The 24233-nt window shown below is 69.5% G+C and carries 28 protein-coding genes; 13 read left to right on the top strand and 15 right to left on the bottom strand.

The genetic code is table 11. The features are described from left to right. Nucleotides 1–235: 235 nt before the first annotated feature. A complete protein-coding gene (locus tag WA670_RS42150; protein ID WP_336161742.1) occupies nt 236–613 on the bottom strand; it encodes a VOC family protein in 378 nt (125 codons plus the stop codon). Between the two features lie 42 nt (nt 614–655). Further along, nucleotides 656–1153: a pyridoxamine 5'-phosphate oxidase family protein gene (locus tag WA670_RS42145; RefSeq protein ID WP_336161740.1), complete on the bottom strand. Its 498-nt coding sequence runs from the start codon at nt 1151–1153 to the stop codon at nt 656–658. Nucleotides 1154–1235: 82 nt separating this feature from the next. Between WA670_RS42145 and WA670_RS42140 the strand changes: the two genes are divergently transcribed. Beyond that, entirely contained in the window at nt 1236–2051 is an 816-nt protein-coding gene (locus WA670_RS42140) for an alpha/beta fold hydrolase (protein WP_037810129.1), read from the top strand. A 48-nt stretch (nt 2052–2099) separates the two neighbouring features. Here WA670_RS42140 and WA670_RS42135 read toward each other — a convergent pair whose 3' ends face one another. The 5 genes from WA670_RS42135 to WA670_RS42115 form a co-directional block, all read right to left on the bottom strand. Continuing rightward, nucleotides 2100–3266, bottom strand: a complete 1167-nt coding sequence (locus tag WA670_RS42135; RefSeq protein ID WP_336161749.1) for a low temperature requirement protein A — start codon at nt 3264–3266, stop codon at nt 2100–2102. Between the two features lie 41 nt (nt 3267–3307). Further along, nucleotides 3308–4510, bottom strand: a complete 1203-nt coding sequence (locus tag WA670_RS42130; RefSeq protein WP_134668194.1) for a metal-dependent hydrolase family protein — start codon at nt 4508–4510, stop codon at nt 3308–3310. Next, on the bottom strand, nt 4507–5940 hold the full coding sequence (locus tag WA670_RS42125) for a sodium:solute symporter family protein (RefSeq protein ID WP_051171808.1): 1434 nt from the start codon (nt 5938–5940) through the stop codon (nt 4507–4509). Before WA670_RS42125 ends, WA670_RS42130 begins: the two co-directional genes overlap by 4 nt. A 2-nt stretch (nt 5941–5942) precedes the next feature. Continuing rightward, complete coding sequence (locus WA670_RS42120; RefSeq protein ID WP_037713222.1) at nt 5943–6140, bottom strand: hypothetical protein; 198 nt, start codon at nt 6138–6140, stop codon at nt 5943–5945. A gap of 79 nt (nt 6141–6219) precedes the next feature. Continuing rightward, on the bottom strand, nt 6220–6684 hold the full coding sequence (locus WA670_RS42115) for a MarR family winged helix-turn-helix transcriptional regulator (RefSeq protein ID WP_275294142.1): 465 nt from the start codon (nt 6682–6684) through the stop codon (nt 6220–6222). A gap of 92 nt (nt 6685–6776) precedes the next feature. Here WA670_RS42115 and WA670_RS42110 point away from each other — a divergent pair, with 92 nt between their 5' ends. From WA670_RS42110 to WA670_RS42090, 5 genes are all read left to right on the top strand, one after another. Continuing rightward, entirely contained in the window at nt 6777–7343 is a 567-nt protein-coding gene (locus tag WA670_RS42110; protein WP_037809979.1) for an NADPH-dependent FMN reductase, read from the top strand. A gap of 14 nt (nt 7344–7357) precedes the next feature. Beyond that, entirely contained in the window at nt 7358–8227 is an 870-nt protein-coding gene (locus WA670_RS42105) for an NAD(P)-dependent oxidoreductase (protein ID WP_336161734.1), read from the top strand. A 231-nt stretch (nt 8228–8458) separates the two neighbouring features. Further along, entirely contained in the window at nt 8459–9493 is a 1035-nt protein-coding gene (locus tag WA670_RS42100; protein WP_134668198.1) for a fatty acid desaturase family protein, read from the top strand. A 10-nt stretch (nt 9494–9503) separates the two neighbouring features. Then, complete coding sequence (locus tag WA670_RS42095) at nt 9504–10553, top strand: MBL fold metallo-hydrolase (protein ID WP_336161732.1); 1050 nt, start codon at nt 9504–9506, stop codon at nt 10551–10553. Further along, the gene (locus tag WA670_RS42090) at nt 10532–10771 is read left to right on the top strand and encodes a hypothetical protein (RefSeq protein ID WP_336161731.1); all 240 of its coding nucleotides are present in this window, start codon (nt 10532–10534) and stop codon (nt 10769–10771) included. The genes WA670_RS42095 and WA670_RS42090 overlap by 22 nt, the downstream gene beginning before the upstream one ends. Here the strand turns inward: WA670_RS42090 and WA670_RS42085 are convergent. Next, nucleotides 10768–11946 carry an FAD-dependent oxidoreductase gene (locus WA670_RS42085; RefSeq protein WP_336161729.1) on the bottom strand — a complete coding sequence of 393 codons (1179 nt, stop codon included), beginning with the start codon at nt 11944–11946 and terminating at the stop codon, nt 10768–10770. The genes WA670_RS42090 and WA670_RS42085 overlap by 4 nt on opposite strands. Further along, entirely contained in the window at nt 11943–12536 is a 594-nt protein-coding gene (locus WA670_RS42080; protein WP_336161727.1) for a PadR family transcriptional regulator, read from the bottom strand. The genes WA670_RS42085 and WA670_RS42080 overlap by 4 nt, the downstream gene beginning before the upstream one ends. Nucleotides 12537–12618: 82 nt before the next feature. Between WA670_RS42080 and WA670_RS42075 the strand changes: the two genes are divergently transcribed. Then, nucleotides 12619–12873: a Smr/MutS family protein gene (locus tag WA670_RS42075; RefSeq protein WP_009075408.1), complete on the top strand. Its 255-nt coding sequence runs from the start codon at nt 12619–12621 to the stop codon at nt 12871–12873. 19 nt (nt 12874–12892) lie between these two features. Here the strand turns inward: WA670_RS42075 and hsaB are convergent, their stop codons facing one another. The 5 genes from hsaB to WA670_RS42050 are packed head-to-tail and all read right to left on the bottom strand — an operon-like array spanning nt 12893 to nt 17988. Further along, complete coding sequence (gene hsaB, locus WA670_RS42070; RefSeq protein ID WP_037809967.1) at nt 12893–13459, bottom strand: 3-hydroxy-9,10-secoandrosta-1,3,5(10)-triene-9,17-dione monooxygenase reductase subunit; 567 nt, start codon at nt 13457–13459, stop codon at nt 12893–12895. Further along, a complete protein-coding gene (hsaC, locus tag WA670_RS42065; RefSeq protein WP_037809966.1) occupies nt 13456–14355 on the bottom strand; it encodes an iron-dependent extradiol dioxygenase HsaC in 900 nt (299 codons plus the stop codon). The genes hsaB and hsaC overlap by 4 nt, the downstream gene beginning before the upstream one ends. Continuing rightward, complete coding sequence (gene hsaD / locus WA670_RS42060; RefSeq protein WP_336161726.1) at nt 14355–15200, bottom strand: 4,5:9,10-diseco-3-hydroxy-5,9,17-trioxoandrosta-1(10),2-diene-4-oate hydrolase; 846 nt, start codon at nt 15198–15200, stop codon at nt 14355–14357. Before hsaD ends, hsaC begins: the two co-directional genes overlap by 1 nt. Beyond that, nucleotides 15200–16369 carry a 3-hydroxy-9,10-secoandrosta-1,3,5(10)-triene-9,17-dione monooxygenase oxygenase subunit gene (gene hsaA / locus WA670_RS42055; protein ID WP_043829213.1) on the bottom strand — a complete coding sequence of 390 codons (1170 nt, stop codon included), beginning with the start codon at nt 16367–16369 and terminating at the stop codon, nt 15200–15202. Before hsaA ends, hsaD begins: the two co-directional genes overlap by 1 nt. A 32-nt stretch (nt 16370–16401) precedes the next feature. Then, nucleotides 16402–17988 carry an FAD-binding protein gene (locus WA670_RS42050; RefSeq protein WP_336161723.1) on the bottom strand — a complete coding sequence of 529 codons (1587 nt, stop codon included), beginning with the start codon at nt 17986–17988 and terminating at the stop codon, nt 16402–16404. Nucleotides 17989–18088: 100 nt separating this feature from the next. Between WA670_RS42050 and kstD the strand changes: the two genes are divergently transcribed. From kstD to WA670_RS42020, 6 genes are read left to right on the top strand one after another with little or no spacing between them, the layout of a single operon-like run. Next, the gene (gene kstD, locus WA670_RS42045) at nt 18089–19765 is read left to right on the top strand and encodes a 3-oxosteroid 1-dehydrogenase (RefSeq protein ID WP_336161720.1); all 1677 of its coding nucleotides are present in this window, start codon (nt 18089–18091) and stop codon (nt 19763–19765) included. Then, nucleotides 19762–20925 carry a Rieske 2Fe-2S domain-containing protein gene (locus tag WA670_RS42040; RefSeq protein WP_037809958.1) on the top strand — a complete coding sequence of 388 codons (1164 nt, stop codon included), beginning with the start codon at nt 19762–19764 and terminating at the stop codon, nt 20923–20925. The genes kstD and WA670_RS42040 overlap by 4 nt, the downstream gene beginning before the upstream one ends. After that, nucleotides 20922–21188: a hypothetical protein gene (locus WA670_RS42035; RefSeq protein WP_037809957.1), complete on the top strand. Its 267-nt coding sequence runs from the start codon at nt 20922–20924 to the stop codon at nt 21186–21188. The genes WA670_RS42040 and WA670_RS42035 overlap by 4 nt, the downstream gene beginning before the upstream one ends. Then, a complete protein-coding gene (locus tag WA670_RS42030; protein ID WP_336161717.1) occupies nt 21181–22206 on the top strand; it encodes a ferredoxin--NADP reductase in 1026 nt (341 codons plus the stop codon). Before WA670_RS42035 ends, WA670_RS42030 begins: the two co-directional genes overlap by 8 nt. 11 nt (nt 22207–22217) lie before the next feature. Then, nucleotides 22218–23078: a MaoC/PaaZ C-terminal domain-containing protein gene (locus WA670_RS42025; RefSeq protein WP_336161715.1), complete on the top strand. Its 861-nt coding sequence runs from the start codon at nt 22218–22220 to the stop codon at nt 23076–23078. Nucleotides 23079–23105: 27 nt separating this feature from the next. After that, nucleotides 23106–23573 carry a riboflavin kinase gene (locus WA670_RS42020; RefSeq protein WP_336161713.1) on the top strand — a complete coding sequence of 156 codons (468 nt, stop codon included), beginning with the start codon at nt 23106–23108 and terminating at the stop codon, nt 23571–23573. 39 nt (nt 23574–23612) lie between these two features. Here WA670_RS42020 and WA670_RS42015 read toward each other — a convergent pair whose 3' ends face one another. Continuing rightward, the gene (locus WA670_RS42015) at nt 23613–24170 is read right to left on the bottom strand and encodes a DUF5134 domain-containing protein (protein WP_336161711.1); all 558 of its coding nucleotides are present in this window, start codon (nt 24168–24170) and stop codon (nt 23613–23615) included. Nucleotides 24171–24233: the final 63 nt, after the last annotated feature.

Genomic DNA, 24233 nt, shown 5'->3' with positions numbered 1-24233 from the left:
CCGCGACAAACCAGAAGCGCAGCTTTGCCAGCAGAGCGCCGCCACCGCGACGAACTGGAAGCGGAGCTGAGCAGGCAGCCGGGGCCCGGTCGGGTCCGGGCTCGCTTCTTGCCGCGCTGGCACCAATTCCGCTGCGGCAAGGAAACTCTCACGCGGGACACGGCGGAAAGCGGCGTTCGATGCCACGGCTCCGGAGCGCCAGCGACCGAGACTTCCGCCGCCGGTGCGGTGGTGGCTAAGGCCGGTCGTCAGTCCAGAAGCAGAACGGATGCCCAGCCGGATCCAGCAGCACGCGCACGTGCTGTTGCGGCTGAAACTCGGCCATCCGAGCACCGGCCGCGACTGCCTTCGTGACCGCGGCTTCCAGCGCGGCGCGTCCGTCGACCTCGAAGTCGAGGTGCAGTTGCATCTGCTGCTTCCCCGGCTCGGCAGGCCACACTGGCGGCACGTACTGCGTCTCCAGCTGGAACGACAGGCCAGCCCCGCCGCCGGACGGACGTAGCGTGACCCACTCCGGTTCGTCGGCGCCGATCGGCCATCCGAGCAGTTCCCGGTAGAACTCGGCCAGTGCTCGGGGGTCGGGCGCGTCGAGCACGGTGGACGTGAGTTTCATCAGCCCAGGCTAGAGCTCATCGCAGGGTCCGCTGCGCGCTCCTCAACCCTTCTCCTCCCCCGTCACCTCCAGCTCCGTCCGTACCGCGGGACCGTTGTCCGGCCTCGCGAAGCGCACCCAGCTCCCGGGGTGCCACGATTCGATCCACAGCGTGTTGTCCTCCACCCACGTGACCACGGCCTCCCGCAGATCCAGCCGGAACAGGTGGCTCTCCTGTCCCTCCTGTATGCGTGCGACCTCCGCCGGATCGGTGATCTCCACCGCGTGGCCGGCGATTTTCGCGTCGCCGCCTTCCTCGATGCCGGGGTAGGCGTGCAGGGCGAAGCGGCCGTCGCGCTGGAGGTCGCGGGCCTTGCGGGCGTCGAGCATCGACCCGATGTACGCCTCGCCGTCGCGGAAGTCGATCTCCGAACCGCTCACTCGCGGCGAACCGTCGCTGCGCAGGGTGGCCAAGACGTGCGAATCCGCGGCGGCGAAGCGGGCTCGTACGCGCGAGGCCAATGCCGGGGCGGCGGCACTGAACTCATCCCAACTCGTCATTCCCGGAGTCTCGCACCCCCCACCGACAAAAACCGGCGTCCCGGAAGCGATCGGGTGACCCGGGTTGTGCTTGACTCTCGGCATGATCGCGGAAGATGCGGAGACTGCCGAGCATCGCTGTCCGGTCGAGGGCGGCGAGCTGGCCGTCCGCACGACCGGCGAGGGGCCGCGGCTGCTGCTGGTCCCCGGCGGGACCGGCGCGGCGGACTCGTTCCGGGCGCTGGTCAAGCTTTTGCGCACGGACTTCACCGTGATCACCTACGACCGGCGCGGCCATTTCGCCAGCACGGACACCACCACCGGGCCCGTTCCGGTGGCGCTGCAGGCGGACGACGCGCTCGCGGTGCTCGACCACGTCGGCGGGAGCGGGCCGGTGTCGATGTTCGGGACCAGTGCCGGTGCGTTGATCGGGCTGGACCTCGTCGCGCGGTATCCGGACCGGGTCGCCGTGTTCGTCGCGCACGAGCCGCCCGCGATCCAGTTGATGCCGGACGCCGAGGGGATTCTCGAGGCCGCCGCGGCGCAGGTCCGGCTGGCCCGTTCGGGTGATCTGATGGGCGCGGTCACGCGGTTCGCGGACGGGATCGCCGGCGCCGCGCTGCCCGACCTGCCGCATCTGCGGCTGCCGAACGAGGGCGACTGGCTCCGGCTGTTCGACCGCGAGCTGACCGAGTTCTTCGACTACCTGCCGGACTTGCGCGCACTCCGCCGGACGAACACCGAGATCGTGCCGGTCGCCGGGGAGGGCAGCCGCGGCTGGTACCACTACCAGCCCGCCAAAATCCTCGCGCTCGAACTCGGGCTGCCGTTCACCGAGACGCCGGGCGCGCACCTGGCGCCGCAGCGCAATCCGGCGAAGTTCGCGGCCGCATTGAAGGATCTCCTCGCCAACGTCTGAAAAGCCGTGAAGGGGTCCCTCACGACCAGCGCGCCGTGAGGGGGCCCTTCACGGACCTTCCGCGCCCGAAGCCGCCACCTGCCGACGCCGCGGCAACTCCCGCACCAGCCCGGGCACGATCGCGAGCAGCAGCAACCACAAGAACCGCGCCGGGGTCAGCGTCGCGCCGGCCAGGCCCAGCGCGGCCGGAACCCCCACCCCGGCGAGCACCGCGACGAAGTCCCACGGCTTCCACCTCCCGGAAGCCACCCGCGCCACCACGCCCACGACCGTGAACGCCGCGACGCACCCGCACAGCAGCCATCGCGTCCCCGCCGCGAGGTGTCCGTGCGCGACCGACTCCACCGCGTCCCCGAACCCGGCCGCCAGCGCCGCCAGCAATCCGGCCACCAGGCAGTGCACCGGCAGCAGGACCCGCGGGCCCCAGGCAGTCTGGGACAGATAGGGAATCCCGCCGAATCCCTGGAACAACGCCGCTCCCCACAAAGCCGCCAGCAGCGCCAGCACCCCGAGCACGGTCGAGAGCAGCGGCCACTCCCAGTCGGGGATCTCCGTCATCGCGTCGGTGACCGTCAGGACGCCCTCGCCCAGCACGATGATCGTGAACAGCCCCAGCCGCTCGCCGAAGTGCGCGAGGTCCAGGTGCGCGAAGGCCAGCCCCGGCACCGGCCGCTTCGACTGGGTGGCCCGTTCCGCCACCTTGGCCGCGACCTGCTCCCCCGACATGGTCAGCCCGGCCACCAGGTCGATCGCCAGCCCGAGTGCCCACAGCAGGTACTTCCCCGGCGCGTCGACCCAGAACGAGACGACCCACGGCACCACGCCCATCCCGGCGTGCACCACCGGCCATTCGACGATGATCCGCGTGTTTTCCCGGCCTTCCCAGACCCGGCTGGCGAGCGCGCGCACCGCCACGTACGAGATGGCGAAGCCCTGTGCGTGCTCGCCGATGTCGTGCACCGAACCGGCCATGAAAACCAGCCCGGCCATCGCGAGCAGCACCGGCATCGCGCGCGCCGCTTCCCCGGTGACGTTGCCGTACACGGTGAAGCACATCCACGCGGTCCAGAACGCGAGGAAGCACACGACGTAGAGGCCGGCGTCGCTCCAGGAAGTCGTTCCGCGCACGAGGTGCGAAAGCTGGGCGACGCCGGCGACCGCGACCAGGTCGAAGAAAAGCTCGAGCCAGGACGCGTGGCGTTCCTCGGTTTTCATGATCACGGCGGCAAGTATGCCGTGCTCGGGAATGCCCCGCCCTAAACCGCGCGCGCTCCGTCCTGCCACACTTCCCGAACATTCCCCGCCAATGCCGGGAAATCGTAAATATCGCCCGAAACGACCACCAGGTCCGCGCGATACCCCGGCGCCAAGCGGCCCAGTTCGGCGTCCTTGCCCAGCAGCCGAGCGGCCGACGACGTGGCGGCGACCAGCACGTCCGCGGGGCTCATCCCGGCCGAGCGCATCAGTTCCAGCTCTTCGAGATTCGTCCCGTGCGGACCGACGCCGCTGTCGGTGCCCATCGCGATCCGGACCCCGGCTTCGACGGCCCGGCGCACCGACTCGAGATGGACTTCCGCGACCTCTTTCGCCTTCTGCACCACCGCATCCGGCAACGCGGCGCCGGCGGCCGCCGCGCGGATGACGTTCACCGGAGCCACCAGCGTCGGGACGAGCCAGGTGCCGCGCGCGAGCATGAGCTCGATCGCCTCGTCGTCGAGGTAGATGCCGTGTTCGATCGACCGGATCCCGGCGCGGACGGCGTTCTTGACCCCCTCCGCGCCCTGTGCGTGCGCCATCACCGCCCGCCCCTGCATGGTCGCTTCGGCGACCAGGACGTCCAATTCCTCCGGCGTGAACTGCGAATGCCGAGGATCGTCCCGAGGGGACAGCACGCCGCCGGTGGTGCAGACCTTCAACACATCCGCCCCGGCGCGCAACAGCGTGCGCGCCACCCGGCGCATCTCGTCGGGGCCGTCGGCAAGCGCGCTCGGACGACCGGGATGCGGGAGCGACAGCGGGACGCAATGCCCGGACGGCATCCACCCGTCGCCGTGCCCGCCCGTCGGGCTGATCAGGCCGATCGCGATTTCCAAGCGGGGACCGGGAATCAGGCCGTCCGCGACCGCCTGCTTGATGCCGAGATCGGCCCCGGCGGCATCGCGCACGGTGGTGATGCCGAGCTTCAAGGTGGTCCACAGGTTCCGGGCCGCCTCGTAGAACTGGTACGAGAACGGCTTCTGGACGCGCTGCAGCAACCCGAGGTCGGAGACCGTGACGTGCACGTGGCAGTCGAACATCCCGGGCAGCAGCATCGCGCCGGCGCAGTCCACCGCGCGGTCGCCGTCGAGGCCGGTGCCGACCTCGACGATCCGGCCGTCCTCGACCACGACGTCCGCCGGGGCGGGCGCGCTGCCCGTCCCGTCGAACACCGTGCCGCCGGTGAAAAGGGTCCGCGTCATACCGGTTCTCCTGTCTGCACAACGTTTCCGGACCGGGTCACGGCCCGTTCGACGGCTGCCGCGATGGCGAGCACGACCACGTTGACCGCGAGGCCGACCAGCCCGACGTTCACCGTGCCGACGAGCTTGGTGTCCACGAAGGTCAGCCAGATCACCACGACCTCGCCCGCCAGCAGCCCGGCGAACACCGGGACCTTGCCGACCGGGACCTTCTTCAGGAAGCCCAGCAGGTTCGCCGGGGCCAGCTGCACCGAGCCGGAGTAGGTGAGCAGCAGCAGGTTCGCCAGCAGGTCCGGCCGGAAGATGCCGAGCACCAGGGCGAGCGCGCTGGCCAGCACGACCGTCCCGTGGTTGATCCAGAACTGCTTGCGCTCGCTGCGCACCCGGGTGATGTTCCGTGCCACCAGCGAGGAAATGCCGATCAGGATGCCCGCCGCGGGCACCATCGCGGTGGCCGTCGCGGCGACCACCACGAGCCCGGTGACCCAGCCCGGCAGCGCGTCCTTGCTCAAGGTCAGCAGCACGCCGTTCGGGTCGCTTCCCTTGGGCACCACCAGGACCGCCGCGAACCCGATGATCATCGGCAGCAGCAGGCACAGCTCGTACACCGGCATCCAGGTGTAGTTGCGGCGCAGCACCTTCGGGTCGCGCGCGGACATCAGCGCGGGCCAGGTGTGCGGCAGCGTCATCAGCCCGACGCCGATCGCGCTGACCAGCATGCTCGTGATGAACCACGTGTGGTCGTTGGCCCCGGCGTGCACGAACAGCTTCTCCGGATGCAGCTGGTCGATCTTGTGGAAGACCCCGGACACGCCGCCCGCGAAGTGCGCGGGCACCGCGATGATCAGCACCACCAGGACGACGAGCATGATCGCGTCCTTGAAATACGACGTCGCCGCGACGCCGCGCAGCCCGGCCCACAGCACGAACGCGACCACCAGCACGCTGCCCGCGATCATGCTGAGCGTGCCGGACGCGTGGTCGCCGGTCACGAGCCGGACGATCAGCCCGAGCCCGGTGATCTGCAGTTGCAGGTACGGCAGCACGAACACGACGCCGAGGATCGCCGACACGGTGCCCAGCGCGCGGCTCGAATACCGGTCTTCGAGGAAGTCGCCCTGGGTCAGGTAGCCGCGTTCCTTGCCCATCCGCCAGATCCGCTTGGCGAGGAAGAACAGGATCACGTAGGCGATCGGCACGTACGGCAGCGCGTACATCGCGGCCACGCCGCCGGAGAACGCCAGCCCGGCCATGCCGAGGAAGGTGAAGGTCGTGAAGACCTCGCCCGCTTGCAGGAACCACATGGTCAGCGCGCCGAACTTCCGGCCGCCGACGGTCCATTCCGCGAGGTCCGCTGCGGGACGGCGGCGGCCGACGAAGCCGAGCACGCCGATGAGCACGATGCCGGCGAGAGTGAAGGCGAGGATCATCGTCAATCCTCCTCGCCGCTGCGGGACAGCAAGCGTTCCGACAGCAGCAGCGCCGGGGTGAACATGAGACACCAGAACGCGCCCCAGACCATCATCTTCGGCAAGCCCAGCCACAGGCCGGAGGAGTTGACGAAGGGGAGGAACGGCATGAGGACGAGAGCGACTACGGGGACGATCGGGGGGAGGTAGTAGCTGCGCATGCGCACACGCTGCCAGACGGCGCGGCACTCGGCAGGTTAGTTTCATACCGGTTTCGCAGCCCTCGAGCCGCAGCCCGGTTTACAGCGGGATGGCGTGTTCGGTCGCGTAGTGGTGGATCAGCGACTCAATGGTGCGGCGGAAGGTGTCCTGGCGGCTGTCGCTCAGGGTTGCCGCCAGCTGGCCCAGTTCGGTGTCGATCGCTTCGCGCACCTGGTGCACCACAGCTCGCCCCGCCGAGGTGACCGTGACGTGGACGGCTCGGCGGTTGCCGGGGACCGCGACGCGCTGGACCAAGCCGCGGCGTTCGGCCCGGTCCACCAGCCCGGTGACGCTGGACTTCTCCAGTTCGAGGATCCCGGCGAGCTGCCGCATGCCGATCTCGCGGTCGTCCAGCACGGCGAGCATGCGCAGCTGGGTGACGGACAGTCCTTCGTCCCCGGCCAGGCGGCCCAGCACGGCTTGCACGATGAACGACAGCTGGACGAGGGCGTCGGTGAGGTTCAGCTCCGGCGGCGGTTCGTCTGCGGGCGGGGAAGCGGTCACGGAACCAGGTTAGCTTGACTTAGTTCGTGACACCAACTATTTTGGTTCGTGTCGCCAACAGTCCGTGAGACGAACCGAGGGGAAGCGCGCTGATGGCAGGCACGAAACGCATTGCTGTCGTCGTGGGCAGCACCCGCCCTTCCCGGATTTGCGCGGATGTCGCGGCCTGGACGCGAACCCGGCTGCAGGAGGACAGCGAACTCGGCTACGGGCTGGTCGACCTCGCGGAGATCGCGTTGCCGTTCCTGGACGAGCCCGTCAAGGCCGCGGCGCAGCAGTACGCACACGAGCACACGCGGGCCTGGAGCGAGCTCGTGCGGAGCTATCACGGGTTCTTTTTCGTGTTCCCGCAATACAATTGGGGCTATCCGGGGGTGCTCAAGAACGCGCTGGACTATCTCTACCGGGAGTGGCGCGATCGGCCCGCGAGCCTGCTCGCCTACGGCACCCGCGGCGGCGGGAAGGCCGCCGAGCAGTTCGTCACCGTCCTGCAGGGGCTGCACATGCGAGTGCTCGACACCCACGTCGAAGCCGTCATCACCGACGCGGACGTGGACGACAACGGACAGCTGCGCGACATCGAAGGAACGCTGCGTCCGAACCGCGCGCTACTGCGCAAGATCGACGAAGAAATGACCGAAGCGCTGAGCTGTCAATGACTGGAGGAATGATCATGACCGAGCAATCACGCCGGGTAGGTTTCATCGGGCTCGGGAGGATGGGCACCGCCATCGCCGGACGCCTGCTCGACGCGGGCTACGACGTCACTGTGTGGAGCCGCAGCGCGGGCAAAGCGGACGAGCTGGCCGCGCGAGGCGCGACCGTGGGCGAAACTCCCGAGGACGCGATCGCCACCGGGACAGTCTTCTCCATGCTGAGTGACGAAGCCGCGGTGCGGCAGGTGTTCACCGCCGAGCGGCTCCGTTCCGCTCCGGAGGGCTTTGTCCACGTCAACCACGCGACAATCAGCCCGGGCGGGGCGCGCGAGTTCGCCGCGCAGGGCGGGCGGTACCTCAGTGCACCGGTGGTCGGCCGTCCGGAAGCCGTGGTGGCCGGGAACCTGACCGTGCTGGTGTCCGGCGCCGCGGACGTCCGTGCCGAAACCGCGCCGATGCTGGCTGCGATCGGACGGCGGGTCTGGGAGTTCGGCGACGCCGTGGACGCCGCGCCGACGGCGAAGATTTCGGTGAACTATCTGATCATTCACGCGTTGCAGGCGCTGTCCGAATCGATCACCTTGCTGGAGAACGCCGGACTGGACGCCGGGCAGTTCGTCGACATGATCAACGATTCCGTCTTTCCCGGTGCGGTTTACCGTGGCTACGGCGACGCCATCGCCACCAGCGCTTACACGCCGCCGGGGTTCACCGCCGCGCTCGGGCTGAAGGACCTGAAACTCGCGCTGGACACCGCCGGCGAACTGGGCGTCGAACTGCCCGCCGGACCGGTTCTTCAGGACGTGTTCGCCACCGCGGTCGAGCAGGGCGGCGCGGACCTCGACTGGGCGAGCATCGCGGAGGTGACCCGGCGGCGGTCGCACTGAGGAGCGGCCGCTTCGCGGAGGGGCAGACCGCCGAACGATGGAAATTTCCCTGGCACCTGGAGTAACCCTGGTGCCCCCGGAGGCCGTTCCGGAGCCGTCGCCCGGCGCCTCGGCAAGCGCTTGAGCAGCACCGCGCCGGGAATGCACAGGAGCGGGGTGGGGACAACCCCAGCACGAGCCGTCGGGTCTGCTGGTTTCCCGCCGGGGCGCCGCGCCGCAATACTCGCCCGGGTGACCACCGAAAAGCTCGTCCTCCCCTCGCCCCCACGGCCGGGAAGCGACTTCGCCCGGCTCTGCCGCCGGATCACCGACGCCGGTCTGCTCGACCGCCGCCCCGGCTACTACACCGCTCGAATCGCGCTCCTGACCGTGCTGTTCGCGGGAGGCTGGGTCGCGTTCGCGCTGCTCGGCGACTCGTGGTGGCAGCTCGCCGTGGCCGCGTTCCAGGCGTTCATGTTCGGGCAGATCGCCCTGCTTTCGCACGATCTCGCGCACCGGCAGGTGTTCCGGACGCGCCGTCCCGCGGAGATCGCCGGGCGTCTCGCCGGGAACCTCGGCATCGGGATGAGCTACGGGTGGTGGATGGACAAGCACACCCGCCACCACGCCAACCCGAACCACGAGGAACTGGACCCGGACGTCGACCCGGATGTCCTCGTGTGGTCCCAGCGCCAGGCCCGTGAGGCGCGCGGCGTGCCCCGGTTCATCGGCCGCCACCAGGCGGTGCTGTTCTTCCCGCTGCTCACCCTCGAAGGCCTCAACCTGCACTGGTCCGGCATCCGCGCGGTCGCGCGCCCCGGCCTGCGCCGTCGCGGGCTCGAAGCGGCGCTGCTGTTCACCCACGTCGCGGTCTACCTCGCCGCGCTGTTCATCGTCCTCCCGCCCGGTCTGGCGCTGCTGTTCTTCGCGGTCCACCAGGGACTGTGGGGCGTCTACATGGGTTCGATCTTCGCGCCGAACCACAAGGGCATGCCGACCCTGACCGGCAAGACGGACCTGGACTTCCTGCGCAAGCAGGTGCTCACCTCCCGGAACGTCGCGGGCGGACCGGTGATCGACGTCCTGCTCGGCGGCCTCAACCACCAGATCGAGCACCATCTGTTCCCGAGCATGCCGTCGGTGCACCTGCGTCGCGCCCAGCCGATGGTGCAGGCGTACTGCGCCGAGATCGGCATCCCGTACCTGCGCACCGGGCTGGTGTCCTCCTACCGGCAGACGCTGCGTCACCTGCACGAAGCTGGGGCTCCTCTCAGGAACGCTTCGTAGACTCGGTGGCATGACCTTCCAAGCATTGACTCCGGCGGCCTTCGGCGCGAAGGCCGCCGGAGCTCGTGCTGAGCGGATGCGCCAGTCTCCGCAGTACGCCGACGGCGTCTTCCACAACGCCGCCGCCACGCGCGCGACGCCCTCCTCCCCCGGCGGGCTCGTCCGCGAGTTCCTGTTCGGCGAGGACCGCGCCCGCCGCCGACCGGGCGGCGAGATCCCGCTGATCTCCTCGCCCGCCGCCTCCGCCGCGGACGGTCTTTTCCTTACCTGGTACGGACACGCGTCCACGCTGGTGGAGATCGACGGTGCCCGCGTGCTGTGCGATCCGGTGTGGGGCGACCGGGTTTCGCCCGCCGCGTTCGCCGGGCCGCGGCGGCTGCACGCTCCCCCGGTTTCGCTGCGCGAACTGGGCAAGCTGGACGCGATCGTGATCTCCCACGACCACTACGACCACCTGGACCTGCCCACCGTCCAATCCTTGATTTCGCTGACCGACGCACCGTTTCTCGTCCCGCTCGGCGTCGGCGCGCATCTCGAACGGTGGCACGTCCCGGCCGCGCGGATCGTCGAACTCGACTGGCACGAGGACGCTCACGTCGCCGGGATCCGGTTCGTCGCCACGCCCGCGCAGCACTTCTCCGGCCGCGGCCTCGCGAACGACAGCACACTGTGGGCGTCGTGGGTGATCGCCGGTCCGGAGCATCGCGTCTACTACAGCGGCGACACCGGATACTTCCCCGGTTTCGCCGAGATCGGCGCGAAGCACGGCCCGTTCGACGCGACGCTGATCCAGGTCGGCGCGTACGCCCCGCATTGGCCGGACATCCACATGACGCCGGAGGAAGGCGTCGCCGCCCATCTGGACGTGCGCGGCGGGCTGCTAGTCCCGGTGCACTGGGCGACGTTCACGCTCGCCATGCACACCTGGTCGGATCCCGCGGACCGGGTGTGGCGGGAGGCGAAGGCGAACGACCTCCCGCTCGCGATCCCGAAACCCGGGCAGCGGATCGACGCGTCCGCCCCGCCGCCGGTGGACGGATGGTGGCAGACCCTGGGCTGACGGACGGCCGCCCCGTCCGTCAGCGTCCGGATCCCGCCGCGATGATCCACGCCGTCACGAACGGACCCGATTGGCGCGCCGACGACCTGCTGCGGGCCTCCGAACGGACCCAGCTCCGCGTGATCCGGGCCGGCGGTCCCCCGGATGCGTTGACGGTACTGGGATTGCTCGGCCGCACCGCCCTCGTGCGCCGGTCCGCGCTCGCGTGCCTCCGCTAGACAGCGGCGCGAGAGGACCCGAATTCGATCCGGTGCCGATGCACGCCGCCGAACATCTTTTCCGGGCTCATCACGGTCTTCATCATCAACGGCATCAGCAGGTCACGCATGATCCGCGCCACCGGCCCCGCCGCCTTGTCGTTGTTGATCTTCGCCGCCCGCGCGATGATCCGCTCGACCCGTTCCCGCCGGGCCGCCTCGTATTGAGCGAAAGCCGTTGCCACGTCCGGAGAATCCCGCAGCGCACGAGCCAGTTCGAGGGAACTCTCGACCGCCTGCGACGCTCCCTGCCCGGAACTCGGCGACGTCGGATGCGCGGCGTCGCCGACCAGGACGACCCGGCCGCGGTGCCACGTCCGCACCGTCGGGATGTCCTCCAGGACCCCAGGCTGGCCAACGTCTTCCGGCTTCAGCAGGGCGATGATGTCGCGCGCCGGGACGTCGTCCGCGTGTCGTTCGCGCAGGACCGATAGCCAGTGCTCCGGCGACGCGGTCTTCACCTCGGCCGGGTCGGCGGCGGGGACGTTGCTGAACCAGAGAATCTCGTCCGCGTCGATGAAGTAGCCGAAGAACGCCCGCTTGCCGAAGGCGAAATGCTGATAGTTCCCGGTGACCGGCAGGCCGGGGTTGCGGATCCAGCCGCCGAGACCGAGGAGGCCGGTGTAGCGCGGAGCAGGCGCTGCCGGGTCCAAAGTGGACCGGACAGCCGACCGGATGCCGTCCGCGCCGATCAGCACGTCGCCGGTCGCGGAAGAACCGTCCGCGAAGTGCGCGATCACCCGGTCTGCTTTGTTCTCCACGGACTTCAGCCGCTTGCCGAATTCGACCGTGATCCCCCGGCCCAGCGCTTCGTCCATCAGCGCGCGGTACAGCCGGTCCCGGCGCAGCAGCAGGCTCGACGGCAGACCCGGCAGCCCGTCGAATCTGCCGACCACCCGGCCTCGGTGATTCTGCATTATCATTCCCGGCACCTCGATGCCGACCGCGGCCACCGCATCGTCGGCGTCGATCTGCCGCAAAGCGTTGCGGCCGTTGGGAGACAGCGTCAGCGCACTGCCGACTCCGTCCGCCGACTTCGGATAAGCCTCGTAGACAACGGCTTCGATTCCCGCTCGCTGTAACGCCATCGCGGTAGTCGCGCCGGCGATGCCGCCGCCGATCACTAGTACGTTCATGTTCTCCCCTTGAAATAGGTTTCCCACGCCTGCCGGTAGTCCTCCCCGGCAACCGACTCGGCGAGCCGTTCGACGAAGCCGCGCTCCGCCTCGACCTTCGTCAGCCGGTAGTCCTCCTCGACCAGGAACCACCAGGCGAGCCCCTGCTCCCGCGCGGCGCCGATCGTCGCGCGGATGTCGTCGGCGATCGCGGTGAGCGCGGCCAGCCGCTGCTGGAGCAGCTCCCGCACCTCGTCCACCGGCAGCACCACGAACAGCGACAACGCCGCCCCGAACAGGGGATACTCGGTGGCCGGTTCGGCTACGAGCTCGCGCATCCAGTCGAACAGCTCGAGCCGTCCGGTGGGCGTGATGGCGTAGACGGTCCGCTCCGGACGCGCCGAATCGCGCAGCGTCTCCTGCGCCGCGATGAACCCGGCCTTCTCCAGCTGCCCGACCACCATGTACAGCGAGCTGCGGGTGTACTTGAAATCCCGCTCCTTGCCGTACTCCACGAACCGCCGTGCCATCTCGTACGGATGCATCGGCTCCTCGAGCAAGCCCGCCAGCACGGCCAGCCCGAGCGGATTCCCCACCACGCGTCGCTTCACCCACGAACTCCTTTAGTCAGGATCGACTATACGCAGAAGAGTAGTCGATGTCGACTATGAGGGCGTGGGGTAGGAAGGAGGCATGAAGCTCAAGCTCGATCTTCACGACATCTACAACCGCGGCGGGGAGATCGACCGGGCGCTGCGCGCGGTCATCGACGAGGCGGTCGCGAAGAAGGCGCCGCTCGTGGAGATCATCCCGGGCAAGGGGTCCGGGCAACTGAAGAAGCACGTGCTGCGGTTCCTGGAGCGCAAGGACGTGAAGGCGCTCTACCACCGCGTCGAGAAGGACAAAGACAACTTCGGGCGGGTGTTCGTGCACTTCCGCTGGAAGTAGCGCGAACACCCGCGCGGAGTCAGAGCCAGTCGTCCGGGCGGGGCCAGGGCATCAGCGCGGTGAGCGCGTCCGGCACCGGCTCGGTGACCGTGTACTGGCCGCGGTGGAACAGCAGCGGGCGCGCGTCGGACGTCTCGCCCAGCGCGGTCACCCGGCCGACCACCACGTAGTGGTCCCCGGCCGGATGGACCGCCTGCACCGCGCAGTCCACCCAGGTGAGGGCTCCGTCCAGCAGCGGCGCGCCCGACGGGGCCGGTCGCCAGGACACTCCGGAGAACTTGTCGCCGCCGCGGCGGCCGAACTCGGCGCAGACCGCCTGCTGGTCCTCGGCGAGCACGTTCACCGCGAACGTGCCTGCCGCGGCCAGCGCGGGCCAGGTGCGCGACGTGCGGGCGACGCAGAACAGCACCAGCGGCGGGTCCAGCGACAACGCGGCGAAGGACTGGCAGGCGAAACCCACCGGTCCGGTCGGCGCGACGGCCGAGGAGTCCTCGACGTAACCGGTCACCACGGTCACTCCGGTGCAGAAGTGGCCCAGCACCTCGCGAAACCGGTCCGGCACGGCGTCGGAGACCGCGGCTGTCATTGCGCGCCCACGGAGAAGTCGTGGCCCCACAACGAAACCGCGGTGCTCTCGCGAGCGATCCACGCCTCGTCCTCGACCTGCCTGCCCTCGCAGCCGAACTCGACGTCGAAGCCGCCGGGGGTCTTCATGTAGAACGACAGCATCAGGTCGTTCACGTGCCGGCCGAGCGTCGCGGACATCGGGACGTTCTTGCGCTTCGCGCGGTCCAGGCACAACCCGACGTCGTCGGTCTCCTCGACCTCCACCATCAGGTGCACGATCCCGCTCGGCGTCGGCATCGGCAGGAACGCCAGGCTGTGGTGCCGCGGATTGCAGCCGAAGAACCGCAGCCACGCCGGGTCGCCGTCGGCCGGGCGGCCGACCATCTGCGGCGGGAGGCGCATCGAATCGCGGAGCCGGAAGCCCAGCACGTCGCGGTAGAACCGCAGCGCGGCCTCGTCGTCGTGGGTCGACAAAACCACGTGGCCCAAGCCCTGCTCGCCGGTCACGAACCGGTGCCCGTACGGGCTCACCACGCGCCGGTGCTGCAGCGCGACGCCGTGGAACACTTCCAGCGTGTTGCCGGACGGATCGGTGAAGCTGATCATCTCCGCGACCCGGCGGTCCGCCAGCTCGTCGGGCGTGCCTTCCTTGTACGGCACCGAAGCCGCGTCGAGGCGGGCGCGGACGTCGTCCAGTTCCGCGGCGTTGGCCGCCTCCCAGCCCGCCTGCGCCAGCCGGTCCTTCTCTCCCGGCACGATCACCAATCGCGCCGGGAAATCGTCCATGCGCAGGTAGAGCGCGTTCGGGTCGGTGCCCGAACCCTCCACCATGCCGAGCACCTTCAGCCCGTAGACGCGCCAGGCGTCCATGTCCGTGGCTTCGATGCGCAGATATCCCAGCGAACGGATAGCCATCACGAACTCCCGAGGAAGTCGAGGGCGAGTCGGTTGAACTCGTCGAACTTCTCCAGCTGCGCCCAGTGCCCGCAGCCGCCGAACACGTGCAGTTGCGCACGCGGAATCGTCTTCAACGCCAGCAGTGCGCCGTCGAGCGGGTTGACCCGGTCCTCCCGGCCCCAGACGAGCAGAACCCGTTGGCGCAGACGGTAAGCCTCGCGCCACAACATGCCTTCCTCGAAGGAATCCGGCAGGCTGAACGACTTGCCCATCGCCCGCATCGCGGCGAGCGATTCCGGCGAACGCGCGATCTCGAAGCGTTCGTCGATCAGCTCGTCGGTGACCAGAGCCTGGTCGTGCACCATGATCCGGAGGAACGCTTCCATCCGCTCCCGCGTCGGGTCCCCGGCGAACTTCGACAGCAGCCGCACGCCTTCGGTCGGGTCCGGCGCGAACAGGTTGACGCTCAACCCGCCCGCGCCCATCAGCACCAGCCGTCCCGCGCGTCCCGGATGGTTCAGCGCGAGCCGGACCGCCGCGCCCGCGCCGAGCGAATTGCCGACGAGGTGCGCCTTTTCGATGCCGAGCCGGTCCATCAGGCCGACGACCGCGTCCGAGCTGTGCCGGAAGTACTGCGGGTGGTCAGTCGGCTTGTCGGACCGGCCGAACCCCGGCTGGTCGATCGCCAGCGTCCGGTAGGCCTTCCCGAACACCGGCAGGTTCCGGCCGAAGTTGCTCCACGCCGAAGCGCCGGGGCCGCCGCCGTGCAGCAACAGCACCGTCTCGGCGTTTTCCGCGCCGGACTCGTGGTAGTGCAGGCGAATGCCGCCCGCAGTGTCTACATAGGAACCTTCGGGCGCCATCAGACCATCGCATTCTCAACAGGCAAGCCGAACTCGCCGGTGCCGAACATGACGTACGCGCGCTCCGCGTCGTTCGCCGCGTGCACCCGGCCCGCGTGCGCGTCGCGCCAGAAGCGCTGGATCGGCGTGCCCCGCTGCAGCGCGCGGCCGCCGGAGTTCTCGAAAAGCCGGTCGATCGCGGAGATCGCCCGCTCGGTGCCGCGCACCTGGTCCCGGCGCACCCGCAACCGCGTGCTGAACGGCAGCTTCTCGCCCTTGCAGGCCAGCTGGTACAGCTCGTCGATGTTGTGCGTCAGCTGCAGCCAGGCCGCGTCGATCTCGCTGCCCGCCTCGGCGATCCGCACCTTCGAGAACGGGTCCTCTTTGGACTGTTCGCCCGCGTACGCCGCCCGCACCCGCTTGCCCTGGTGCTCCACGTGCGCGTCGTACGCGCCCTGCGCCATCCCGATGATCGGCGCGGTGATGGTGCTCGGGTGCACGGAACCGTACGGCAGCCGGTACAGCGGGCCCGGATTGACTTCCTGGCCCGGGGTCTTGCACTTCGACGTCGCCATGAAGCTCAGCGCGCGGTGCTTCGGCACGAAAACGTCCTCGACGACGATGTCGTTGGACCCGGTGCCGCGCAGCCCGACCGTGTCCCAGACGTCCACAATGGAGTAGTCCGAGATCGGCACGAGATACGTGCAGAAGTCCACCGGCTTGCCGTCGGCGAACGCGGGCCCGCCCAGCAGCACCCACGTGCAGTGGTCGCTTCCGGACGAGAAGCTCCATCGCCCGGACAGCCGGTAGCCGCCCTCGACGACGGTCGCCTTGCCCATCGGCGCGTACGAAGAAGAAATCCGCACGTCGTGGTCCTCGCCCCACACGTCCGCCTGGGCTTGCGCGTCGAACAACGCGACATGCCACGGGTGCACGCCGAGAATCGACGCGACCCAGCCGGTGGACCCGCAGGCGCTCGCGATGAGCTTGACCGCGGTGTAGAAGGTGACCGGGTCGGCTTCCAAGCCGCCGTACGGTTTCGGTTGCAGCAGGCGGAAAAATCCGGTCTCCTGCAGCGCTTTCACTGATTCGGCGGGGATCCGACGGGCATCCTCGGTCTCCTGTGCGCGTTCCCGCAGCACGGGAAGCAGGTCGCGCACCCCCGCGATCACGGCAGCCAGCTCGCTCATCGGCCGTCCTCTCTCGCTCGACACGCTCAAGACTAGAACACGTTCTCGTTTTTGTCGACGCGGTCCGCCCCGCGCGCGCCGTGCAACCCTGCCCGGCGGCCGGAAAACACGCAGTCAGCCAGCGAAAGGCCGCTCACATACGACCTGGAACAGATTCCCACCGCGGTGCGTCCGGCAGCGTAGAGACCGCGGACGCCGGCCACCGCGCCGGTGTCCTCGTCGACCACCAGACCGCCCAGCGTCAGCATCGGGCACGGGTAGCCGAGGTTCGGTTTCACCGACACGTCGATCAGCGAGTACGGCGGCGTATCCAGCGGGCGCGCGAAGTCCGCCGGTTTCCCCGCAGGATCGGGTCCGCGCTGGTACTCGGCGTAAGTCGCCGCCAGCCCGTCCGGGTCGATTCCGGCGCGCGCGGCCACTTCTTCCAGCGTTCCGCCGGTCACCCGGCCCTTGCCGAGCAGATACCGCAGTTGCAGCGTCGCGAACCATTGGCCTTGTTTCCGCCCGTCGCGCCGGGCTTCGGCGACGATCGGCTCGTCGACCAGCAGCCAGCCGCGTCCGCCGTGCTCGGCGATCATGCGCTCGCCGATCGCCGCGCCGTACCGGGATTCGTCGATGATCCGGCGGCCGTCCGCGCCCACCAGGAGGCCGCCGAGAAACGCCGACGGCGGCGTCAGGAACCGCCACGCGGACACCCGGTCCAGCTCCGCTGTGCGCCCGCCGACCTCCACGCCCATCCGGATGCCGGAACCGTCGTCGGCGGAAGTTCCCAGATCGAGCCCGCCGCGGTACGCGGGCGCGTGCTCGCGCACCATCGCCCGGTTCACGATGAAGCCGCCCGCCGCCAGCACCACCCCTCGGCGTGCGCTGATCCGCAGCTCACGCGCGTGCTTGCGTTCGATCCGTTCCACCCGCTGATGCAGCGACCGGCGCATCGCGGGCACGTAGATACCCGGCTTCGCCGCCCAATCCGCGAGCCGCGCGTGCCGCGCCCGCACCCACGAGGGCGCGTCCCGCAAGCTATGGGTGAGCACCCCGGTCACCGTGCCCGAGTCGTCGGTGATCAGGTTCATCGCCTGCGTCTGCGGCAGCACCCGGACGCCGCGCTCGCGAGCCGCCGCCAGCAACTGCTTCATCAGCAGCTTCCCGGACGTGCCCGGCCCCTTGACCCGGTGTCCGCGCGGCGCGGGTTTCGCCACGTCGCGGAAGCCGCCGGACAGTTCGCTGCCGGAGTAGTACAGATAGTGCTTGTTGCTGGGATACGACGTCTTGTAGTCGCACATGCTGCCCTCGAACGGCACGCCTTGGCGCTCCAGCCACGCGACCATGTCGACGCTTTCCTCGCAGAACCGCCGCAACGTCCGCTCCGACACGACGTCGCCGGTTTCCATCCGCAGGTACGCGTACATCGCGTCCACGCTGTCGTCGACGCCCGCGGCGCGTTGCTGCGGCGTCCCTCCCCCGGCGTAGACCACGCCGCCGCTCACGCGACTGGCCCCGCCGCCGGAAAACCGGTCCACGAGGAGCACGCTGGCGCCCGCGTCGGCCGCTTCGATGGCCGCGCACACGCCGGCCGCGCCGGCTCCGATGATCACGACGTCCGCCCCGAGCTCGTCCATAGTCAGCCACCCTAGAACTGGAACACGTTCTCGTCTATGGTGACGGAAGTGGCCCCGAGCAGGCCAGCTTTAGCCGATAACACGTTGCATGTGAGGTGGCATGTCGGACGAGTACGACGTGGTGGTGGCCGGCAGCGGCGCCGCCGGGATGACCGCCGCGCTCGCCGCCGCCCATCGCGGGCTTTCCGTGGTGGTGCTGGAAAAGGCAGCCTGCTTCGGCGGTTCGACCGCCCGCTCCGGCGGGGGCGTCTGGCTGCCCGGCAACCACGCGCTGCGGGCCGCGGGCATCGAAGAACCACCCGAACGCGCGAGGCAGTACCTGGAGTCGATCGTCGGCGACGTCGTTCCGGAGCACCTGCGCACGACCTTCCTCGACCACGGCCCCGAGGTGCTCGAGTTCGTCACCCGGAACACTCCGCTGGAGTTCAAGTGGGTGCCCGGGTACAGCGATTACCACCCGGAGGCGCCCGGCGGACGTCCCGGCGGCCGGTCGGTCGAGCCGAAGCCGCTCGACGGCAAACTGCTCGGCAGCGACCTGGCTCAGCTCGAACCGCCGTACAGCGCGCCGCCGCTCGGCGTGCCGATCACCCAGTCGGACTACCGCTGGCTGAGCCTGATCGCCCGGCATCCGCGCGGCTTCGCCCGGATGCTGTCGCTCGGGATGAAATGGCTGGTCGGACGCGTCCGCGGACAGCAGCCGCTGTCCATGGGGCAAGCGCTTGCGGCCGGGCTGCGGAAAGGCCTGCGGGACGCGGGCGTCGAGGTTCTGCTGGACACGCCGCTGGTCGATCTGCAGGTGGAGAACGACGTCGTCACCGGCATCGTGGCCCGGCGAGACGGCGAGGAGAAGCTGTTCCGCGCGCGGCGCGGTGTGGTGCTGGCCTGCGGCGGTTTCGAGCACAACGAAGAGATGCGCATCAAGTACCAGCGCGCGCCGATCGGCACCGAATGGACCGTCGGCGCGGAGGCGAACACCGGCGACGGCATCAACGCCGGGCTCAAGCTCGGCGCGGCGACCGACCTGATGGACGACGCCTGGTGGGGCCCGTCGTTCCCGCTCACCGGCGGCCCGTGGTTCGCGCTCGCCGAGCGCTCGCGGCCCGGCTGCCTGATGGTCGACGCCGCCGGTACCCGGTTCGTGAACGAATCCGCGCCGTATGTCGAGGCTGTGCACGCGATGTACGGCGACGGCGACGGCCCGGGCAAGCACGTCCCCGCGTGGCTGGTGTTCGACCAGCGCTACCGCGACCGCTACCTGTTCACCGGCCTCGGCCCGCGGCAGCCGCTGCCCGGGCGCTGGTACAAGGCCGGGATCGTGGCGAAGTCCGCGACGCTGGCCGGGCTCGCCGAGAAGATCGAGGTGCCCGCCGACGCGCTGGAGCAGACCGTCACGCGGTTCAACGGCTTCGCGCGCAAGGGCGTCGACGAAGACTTCCAGCGCGGGCTCAGCGCCTACGACCACTACTACGGCGACCCGCGCAACCGCCCCAACCCGAGCCTCGGCGAACTCGCCAAGGCCCCGTACTACGCGGTCCGCGTGGTGCCCGGCGACCTGGGCACCAAGGGCGGGCTGCGGATTGACGAGAACGCCCGCGTCCTGCGCGAGGACGGCACGGTCGTGCCCGGCCTCTACGCGGCGGGCAACACCAGCGCGCCGGTGATGGGCCGGACCTACGCCGGGCCGGGCGCGACCATCGGCCCCGCGATGGTTTTCGGCTACCTTGCGGCACAGGCGCTGGCGAACGAAGATCAGACCGGCACGGGAGGCAGGCAGTGACGCCGAAGACCGATGGATCCGAGATCCGCACGATCGACGCCGGGGCGCCCCCGGCGCGGTACGCCCGCGGCTGGCACTGCCTCGGGCTCGCCGAGCACTTCCGCGACGGCAAGCCGCACGCGGTGCAGGCGTTCGGCACCAAGCTCGTCGTGTTCGCGGACACGGCAGGCAAGCTGAACGTGCTCGACGGGTACTGCCGGCACATGGGCGGCGACCTCACCCAGGGTTCGGTGAAGGGCGACGAGATCGCCTGCCCGTTCCACGACTGGCGGTGGGGCGGCAACGGCAAGTGCAAGTCGATCCCCTACGCCAAGCGGGTCCCGCTGCGGGCGCGCACCCGGGCGTGGCAGGTGCTGGAGGAGAACAAGCAGCTGTTCGTCTGGCACGACCCGGAGGGCAACCCGCCGCCGGAGAACGTCGTGATCCCGCGCGTCGAGGGCGCGTTCAGCGACGAGTGGAGCAACTGGACCTGGGACTCGATCCTCATCGAGAACGCCAACTGCCGCGAGATCATCGACAACGTGGTGGACATGGCGCACTTCTTCTACATCCACTACGCCTTCCCGACGTATTTCAAGAACGTGTTCGAGGGCCACATCGCCACCCAGTATCTCAACACCAAGGGCCGCCCGGACATGGGCATGGCGTCCAATTACGGCGGGGAGGAAAACCTGCTGCGCTCGGAGGCGTCGTACTTCGGCCCCTCCTACATGATCAACTGGCTGGTGAACTCCTTCCAGGGCTTCGAAATCGAGAACGTGCTGATCAACTGCCACTATCCGGTTTCGCCGACGTCGTTCGTGCTGCAGTGGGGCATCATGGTCAAGAAGATGCCCGGCATTTCCGACGAGCACGCGGACAAGATCGCGCAGAAGCTCGCGAAGGGCATCGGCGTCGGCTTCCTGCAGGACGTGGAGATCTGGAAGAACAAGACCAAGATCGACAATCCGCTGCTGTGCGAGGAGGACGGCCCGGTCTACCAGCTGCGCCGCTGGTACGACCAGTTCTACGTGGACGCCGCGGACGTCACCGAGGACATGACGCGCCGGTTCGAGTTCGAAGTGGACACCACGAAGGCGAACGAGGTGTGGGCGGCCGAGGTGCAGGAGAACCTGGCGCGCCAGCGCGCGGAGGCCGAGGCGGAGGAGGCTGGGGTGTGACGGCCGAAGCGACCGAATTCCTCACCTCCGGGCTGCGGCCGCACGAGTGCCGCAGCTGCGGAACCTGTGTGCTGGTCAAGAAAAACAGCCTGAAACACACCAGCATCCAGTGGACCACCGACGCCTCGACCAGCTGTCCGGTGTTCGCCGCGCACGCCGCTTCCGGCGGCACCACCGCGTTGCTGGACACCTGCGAGAAACTCGCGGACAGCATCGACAGCGCGGTGCGCGACGGCGACTTCGGACCGGTGCGCAATGGCTGAGGTCGTCACGCTCACCGTCGCCGAGGTGATCGAGGAAACCGCGGACGCCCGGTCCATTGTGTTCACCGTCCCGGACGAGCATCTGGAGCGGTTCGCGTACTCCCCCGGGCAATTCCTCACGCTGCGGATTCCCAGCGACCGAACGGGTTCGGTCGCGCGGTGCTATTCGCTTTCGAGCGCGCCGCACGAGGGCCGGGTGCAGGTCACGGTCAAGCGGACTGCCGACGGATACGGCTCGAATTGGGTTTGCGACGAACTGCGGGCGGGCGCGACGATCGACGTGCTGCGGCCGTCCGGCGTGTTCTGCCCGTCCTCTTTGGACTCCGATTTCCTGTTGTTCGCCGCGGGCAGCGGGATCACGCCGGTGATATCGATTCTCAAGTCCGCGCTGGAAAAGGGTGCCGGAAAGGTGGTGCTGGTCTACGCGAACCGCGACGAGCAGTCGGTGATTTTCGCCGCCGAACTGCGCGAACTGGCCGAGCGGTTCGGCGATCGGCTCACCGTGGTGCATTGGCTGGAAAGCTTGCAGGGCTTGCCGACCGTCACCGCATTGCGGGCGCTTGCCAAGCCTTACGTCGGGCACGAAGCGTTCCTCTGCGGCCCAGCGCCGTTCATGGCCGCCGCGCAGGACGCGTTGCGCGAACTCGGCGCGCCGAGGGAACGCGTGCACGTGGAGAAGTTCCACTCGCTCACGGGGAATCCGTTCGCGGACGAACCCGAACCCGAGGAGGACACCGGCGGCGAGACGACCGCGCTCACCGTCGACCTCGACGGCGAGACCCGGCAGCTGTCCTGGCCGCGGCAGCGGAAGCTGCTCGACCACCTGCTCGCCGAGGGCCTCGACGCGCCGTACTCCTGCCGCGAAGGACAGTGCAGCGCGTGCGCGTGCCGCATCGTCTCCGGCGAGGTGAAAATGCTGAACAACGAGGTGCTGGACGCCGAGGACATCGCCGACGGGATCGTGCTGGCCTGCCAGTCGGTACCGTTGACCGACGAGGTGTCCGTCAGCTACGAGTGAGTGGAGAGCCCGTGCCCATCGACCCCGCGGTCGCGATCGGAGCCGATCTCGGCGAGGTCAATTTCGCCTGGACGCCGTCCGACGTGCTGCTGTACCACCTGGCCGTCGGCGCGGGTGCGGACCCGGTGGACGAGCGCGAACTGCGCTACACCTACGAGCGCGACCTGCGCGTGCTGCCGACCTTCGCCACCGTCGCGGCGAACCTCCGCACCTTCGAACCGCCCGCGCTCAAGTTCCCCGGCGTCGACGTCGACCTGGCGAAAGTGCTGCACGGCAAGCAGGAGATCGAACTGCACCGGCCGATCCCGGTCGAGGGCAAGGCGGTCGCACGGACCCGGATCACCGACGTCTTCGACAAGGGCAAGGCCGCGGTGCTGGTGCAGGAGACCGAGGTCGCCGACGAGTCCGGCACTCCACTGTGGACAGCCCGGTCCAGCATCTTCGCCCGCGGCGAGGGCGGCTTCGGCGGCGAACGCGGGCCGTCGGACAAGATCGAGTGGCCCGACCGCGAACCGGACGCCGTGCTCGACGTGCCGACGCTGCCGCAGCAGGCGCTGTTGTACCGGCTGTGCGGCGACCGCAACCCGCTGCACGCCGACCCCGCGTTCGCCAAGGCCGCCGGGTTCGACCGGCCGATCCTGCACGGGCTGTGCACGTACGGCGTGGTCGCGAAGGCCGTGGTCGACGCGTTCCTCGACGGCGACCCCGAGCGCGTCTCGGCATTCGGGACGAAGTTCGCCGGCGTCGTCTTCCCCGGCGAAAACCTGCGCGTGCGCGTGTGGCGCGAAACCGGACGTCTGCTGGTCACGACCACCGCGCCGGAACGCGACGACGCGCCTGTGCTGGCCGACACAGTGCTGCGGTCCCGCTGAGCGTCGGGACCGTTATACGGTTGTCCCATGGCGGACGAGCGAGACGGCACCTTCTTCGTGGTGCGCGGGCCAGTCGAGCCGGGCGACAAGCGCGGCCGTGAGCTGGGCTTCCCCACCGCGAACATCGCGCTGCGCGACCAGCGCGGCGAACTCGGCGACGGGGTGTGGGCCGGCTGGGCGGAACGCGCGGACGGCACGCGCGTGGCCGCCGCGGTGTCCGTGGGCCGCCGCCCGACCTACTACGGAGCCGACGGCTACCGCCTGGTCGAGGCCTTCCTGCTCGACTTCGAGGGCGACCTGTACGGCGAACGCCTCACCGTCTGGCTCGGCAAGCACCTGCGGGACCAGGAGGCTTACGGCTCCGCGCAGGAACTGATCGACGCGCTGGGTCGTGACGTCGCCGCGGCTCGCGAGTGGGTCGCCGCGCATCCGGCCGATACGCTGCCGACGCTGGCCGAGCTCCCGCCGGACGGGGAAGTCCAGCGACTCGGCTGAGTCAGCCTGCCCGGCTGTGCGTCGCAGGGCCGGGCTGAGTCAGACGCCAGCGAGCAGCATGACGCCCATGCCCGCGCCCATCGCCGCCCGGCACAGCGTGCGCGACGCGTGCCCCGGCGCCGCCGTGCCGCGCGACCGCAGCGCCACCACGCCCGAGCGCGCCGCGTCGAGCGCGAAGTAGACCGCAGCCACCAGCGCGACCACCGGCCATGCCAGGCTGGTGTCCATTGTGGACATCGTGAGCCACGGCCCGTGCACCATCCCGCCGTGCGGCATCGCCGTGACCATGTACAGCATCGCCGCCGCCGACAATGCGTGGTGCGCGCAGCCGTGCCCCTCAGCCCTGCCTCGCCAGGCGGAGACGGCGAACCAGCCCGCGGTCAGCACCAGCACCGCCTGCCAGCCCGCGGCCGGGATCGGGCCGCCGACCGGCGACAGCATCGCGACCATCGCCACCACCAGCAGCAGTTCGGCGAGGTCCCCGTTGCGCACCCGGTGGCCGAGGCTGACGTAATCGAGTCTCACCAGCCGCAGCACGCACGGCAGTGCCAGCAACGCGAACAGCACGGTGAACAGCCACGCCAGCGGCACAGTCACCTCGGCACCTCACTCTTCGGACACGCTGCGTCACACGGTCCTCACTACCGTGACACGCGCGAG

The organism is Amycolatopsis sp. VC5-11, from assembly GCF_037034185.1.
Taxonomy (GTDB): Bacteria; Actinomycetota; Actinomycetes; order Mycobacteriales; family Pseudonocardiaceae; genus Amycolatopsis; species Amycolatopsis nivea.
The sequence above is the reverse complement of the archived record's forward strand: the minus strand, read 5'-3'. Positions and strand labels throughout refer to the sequence as shown.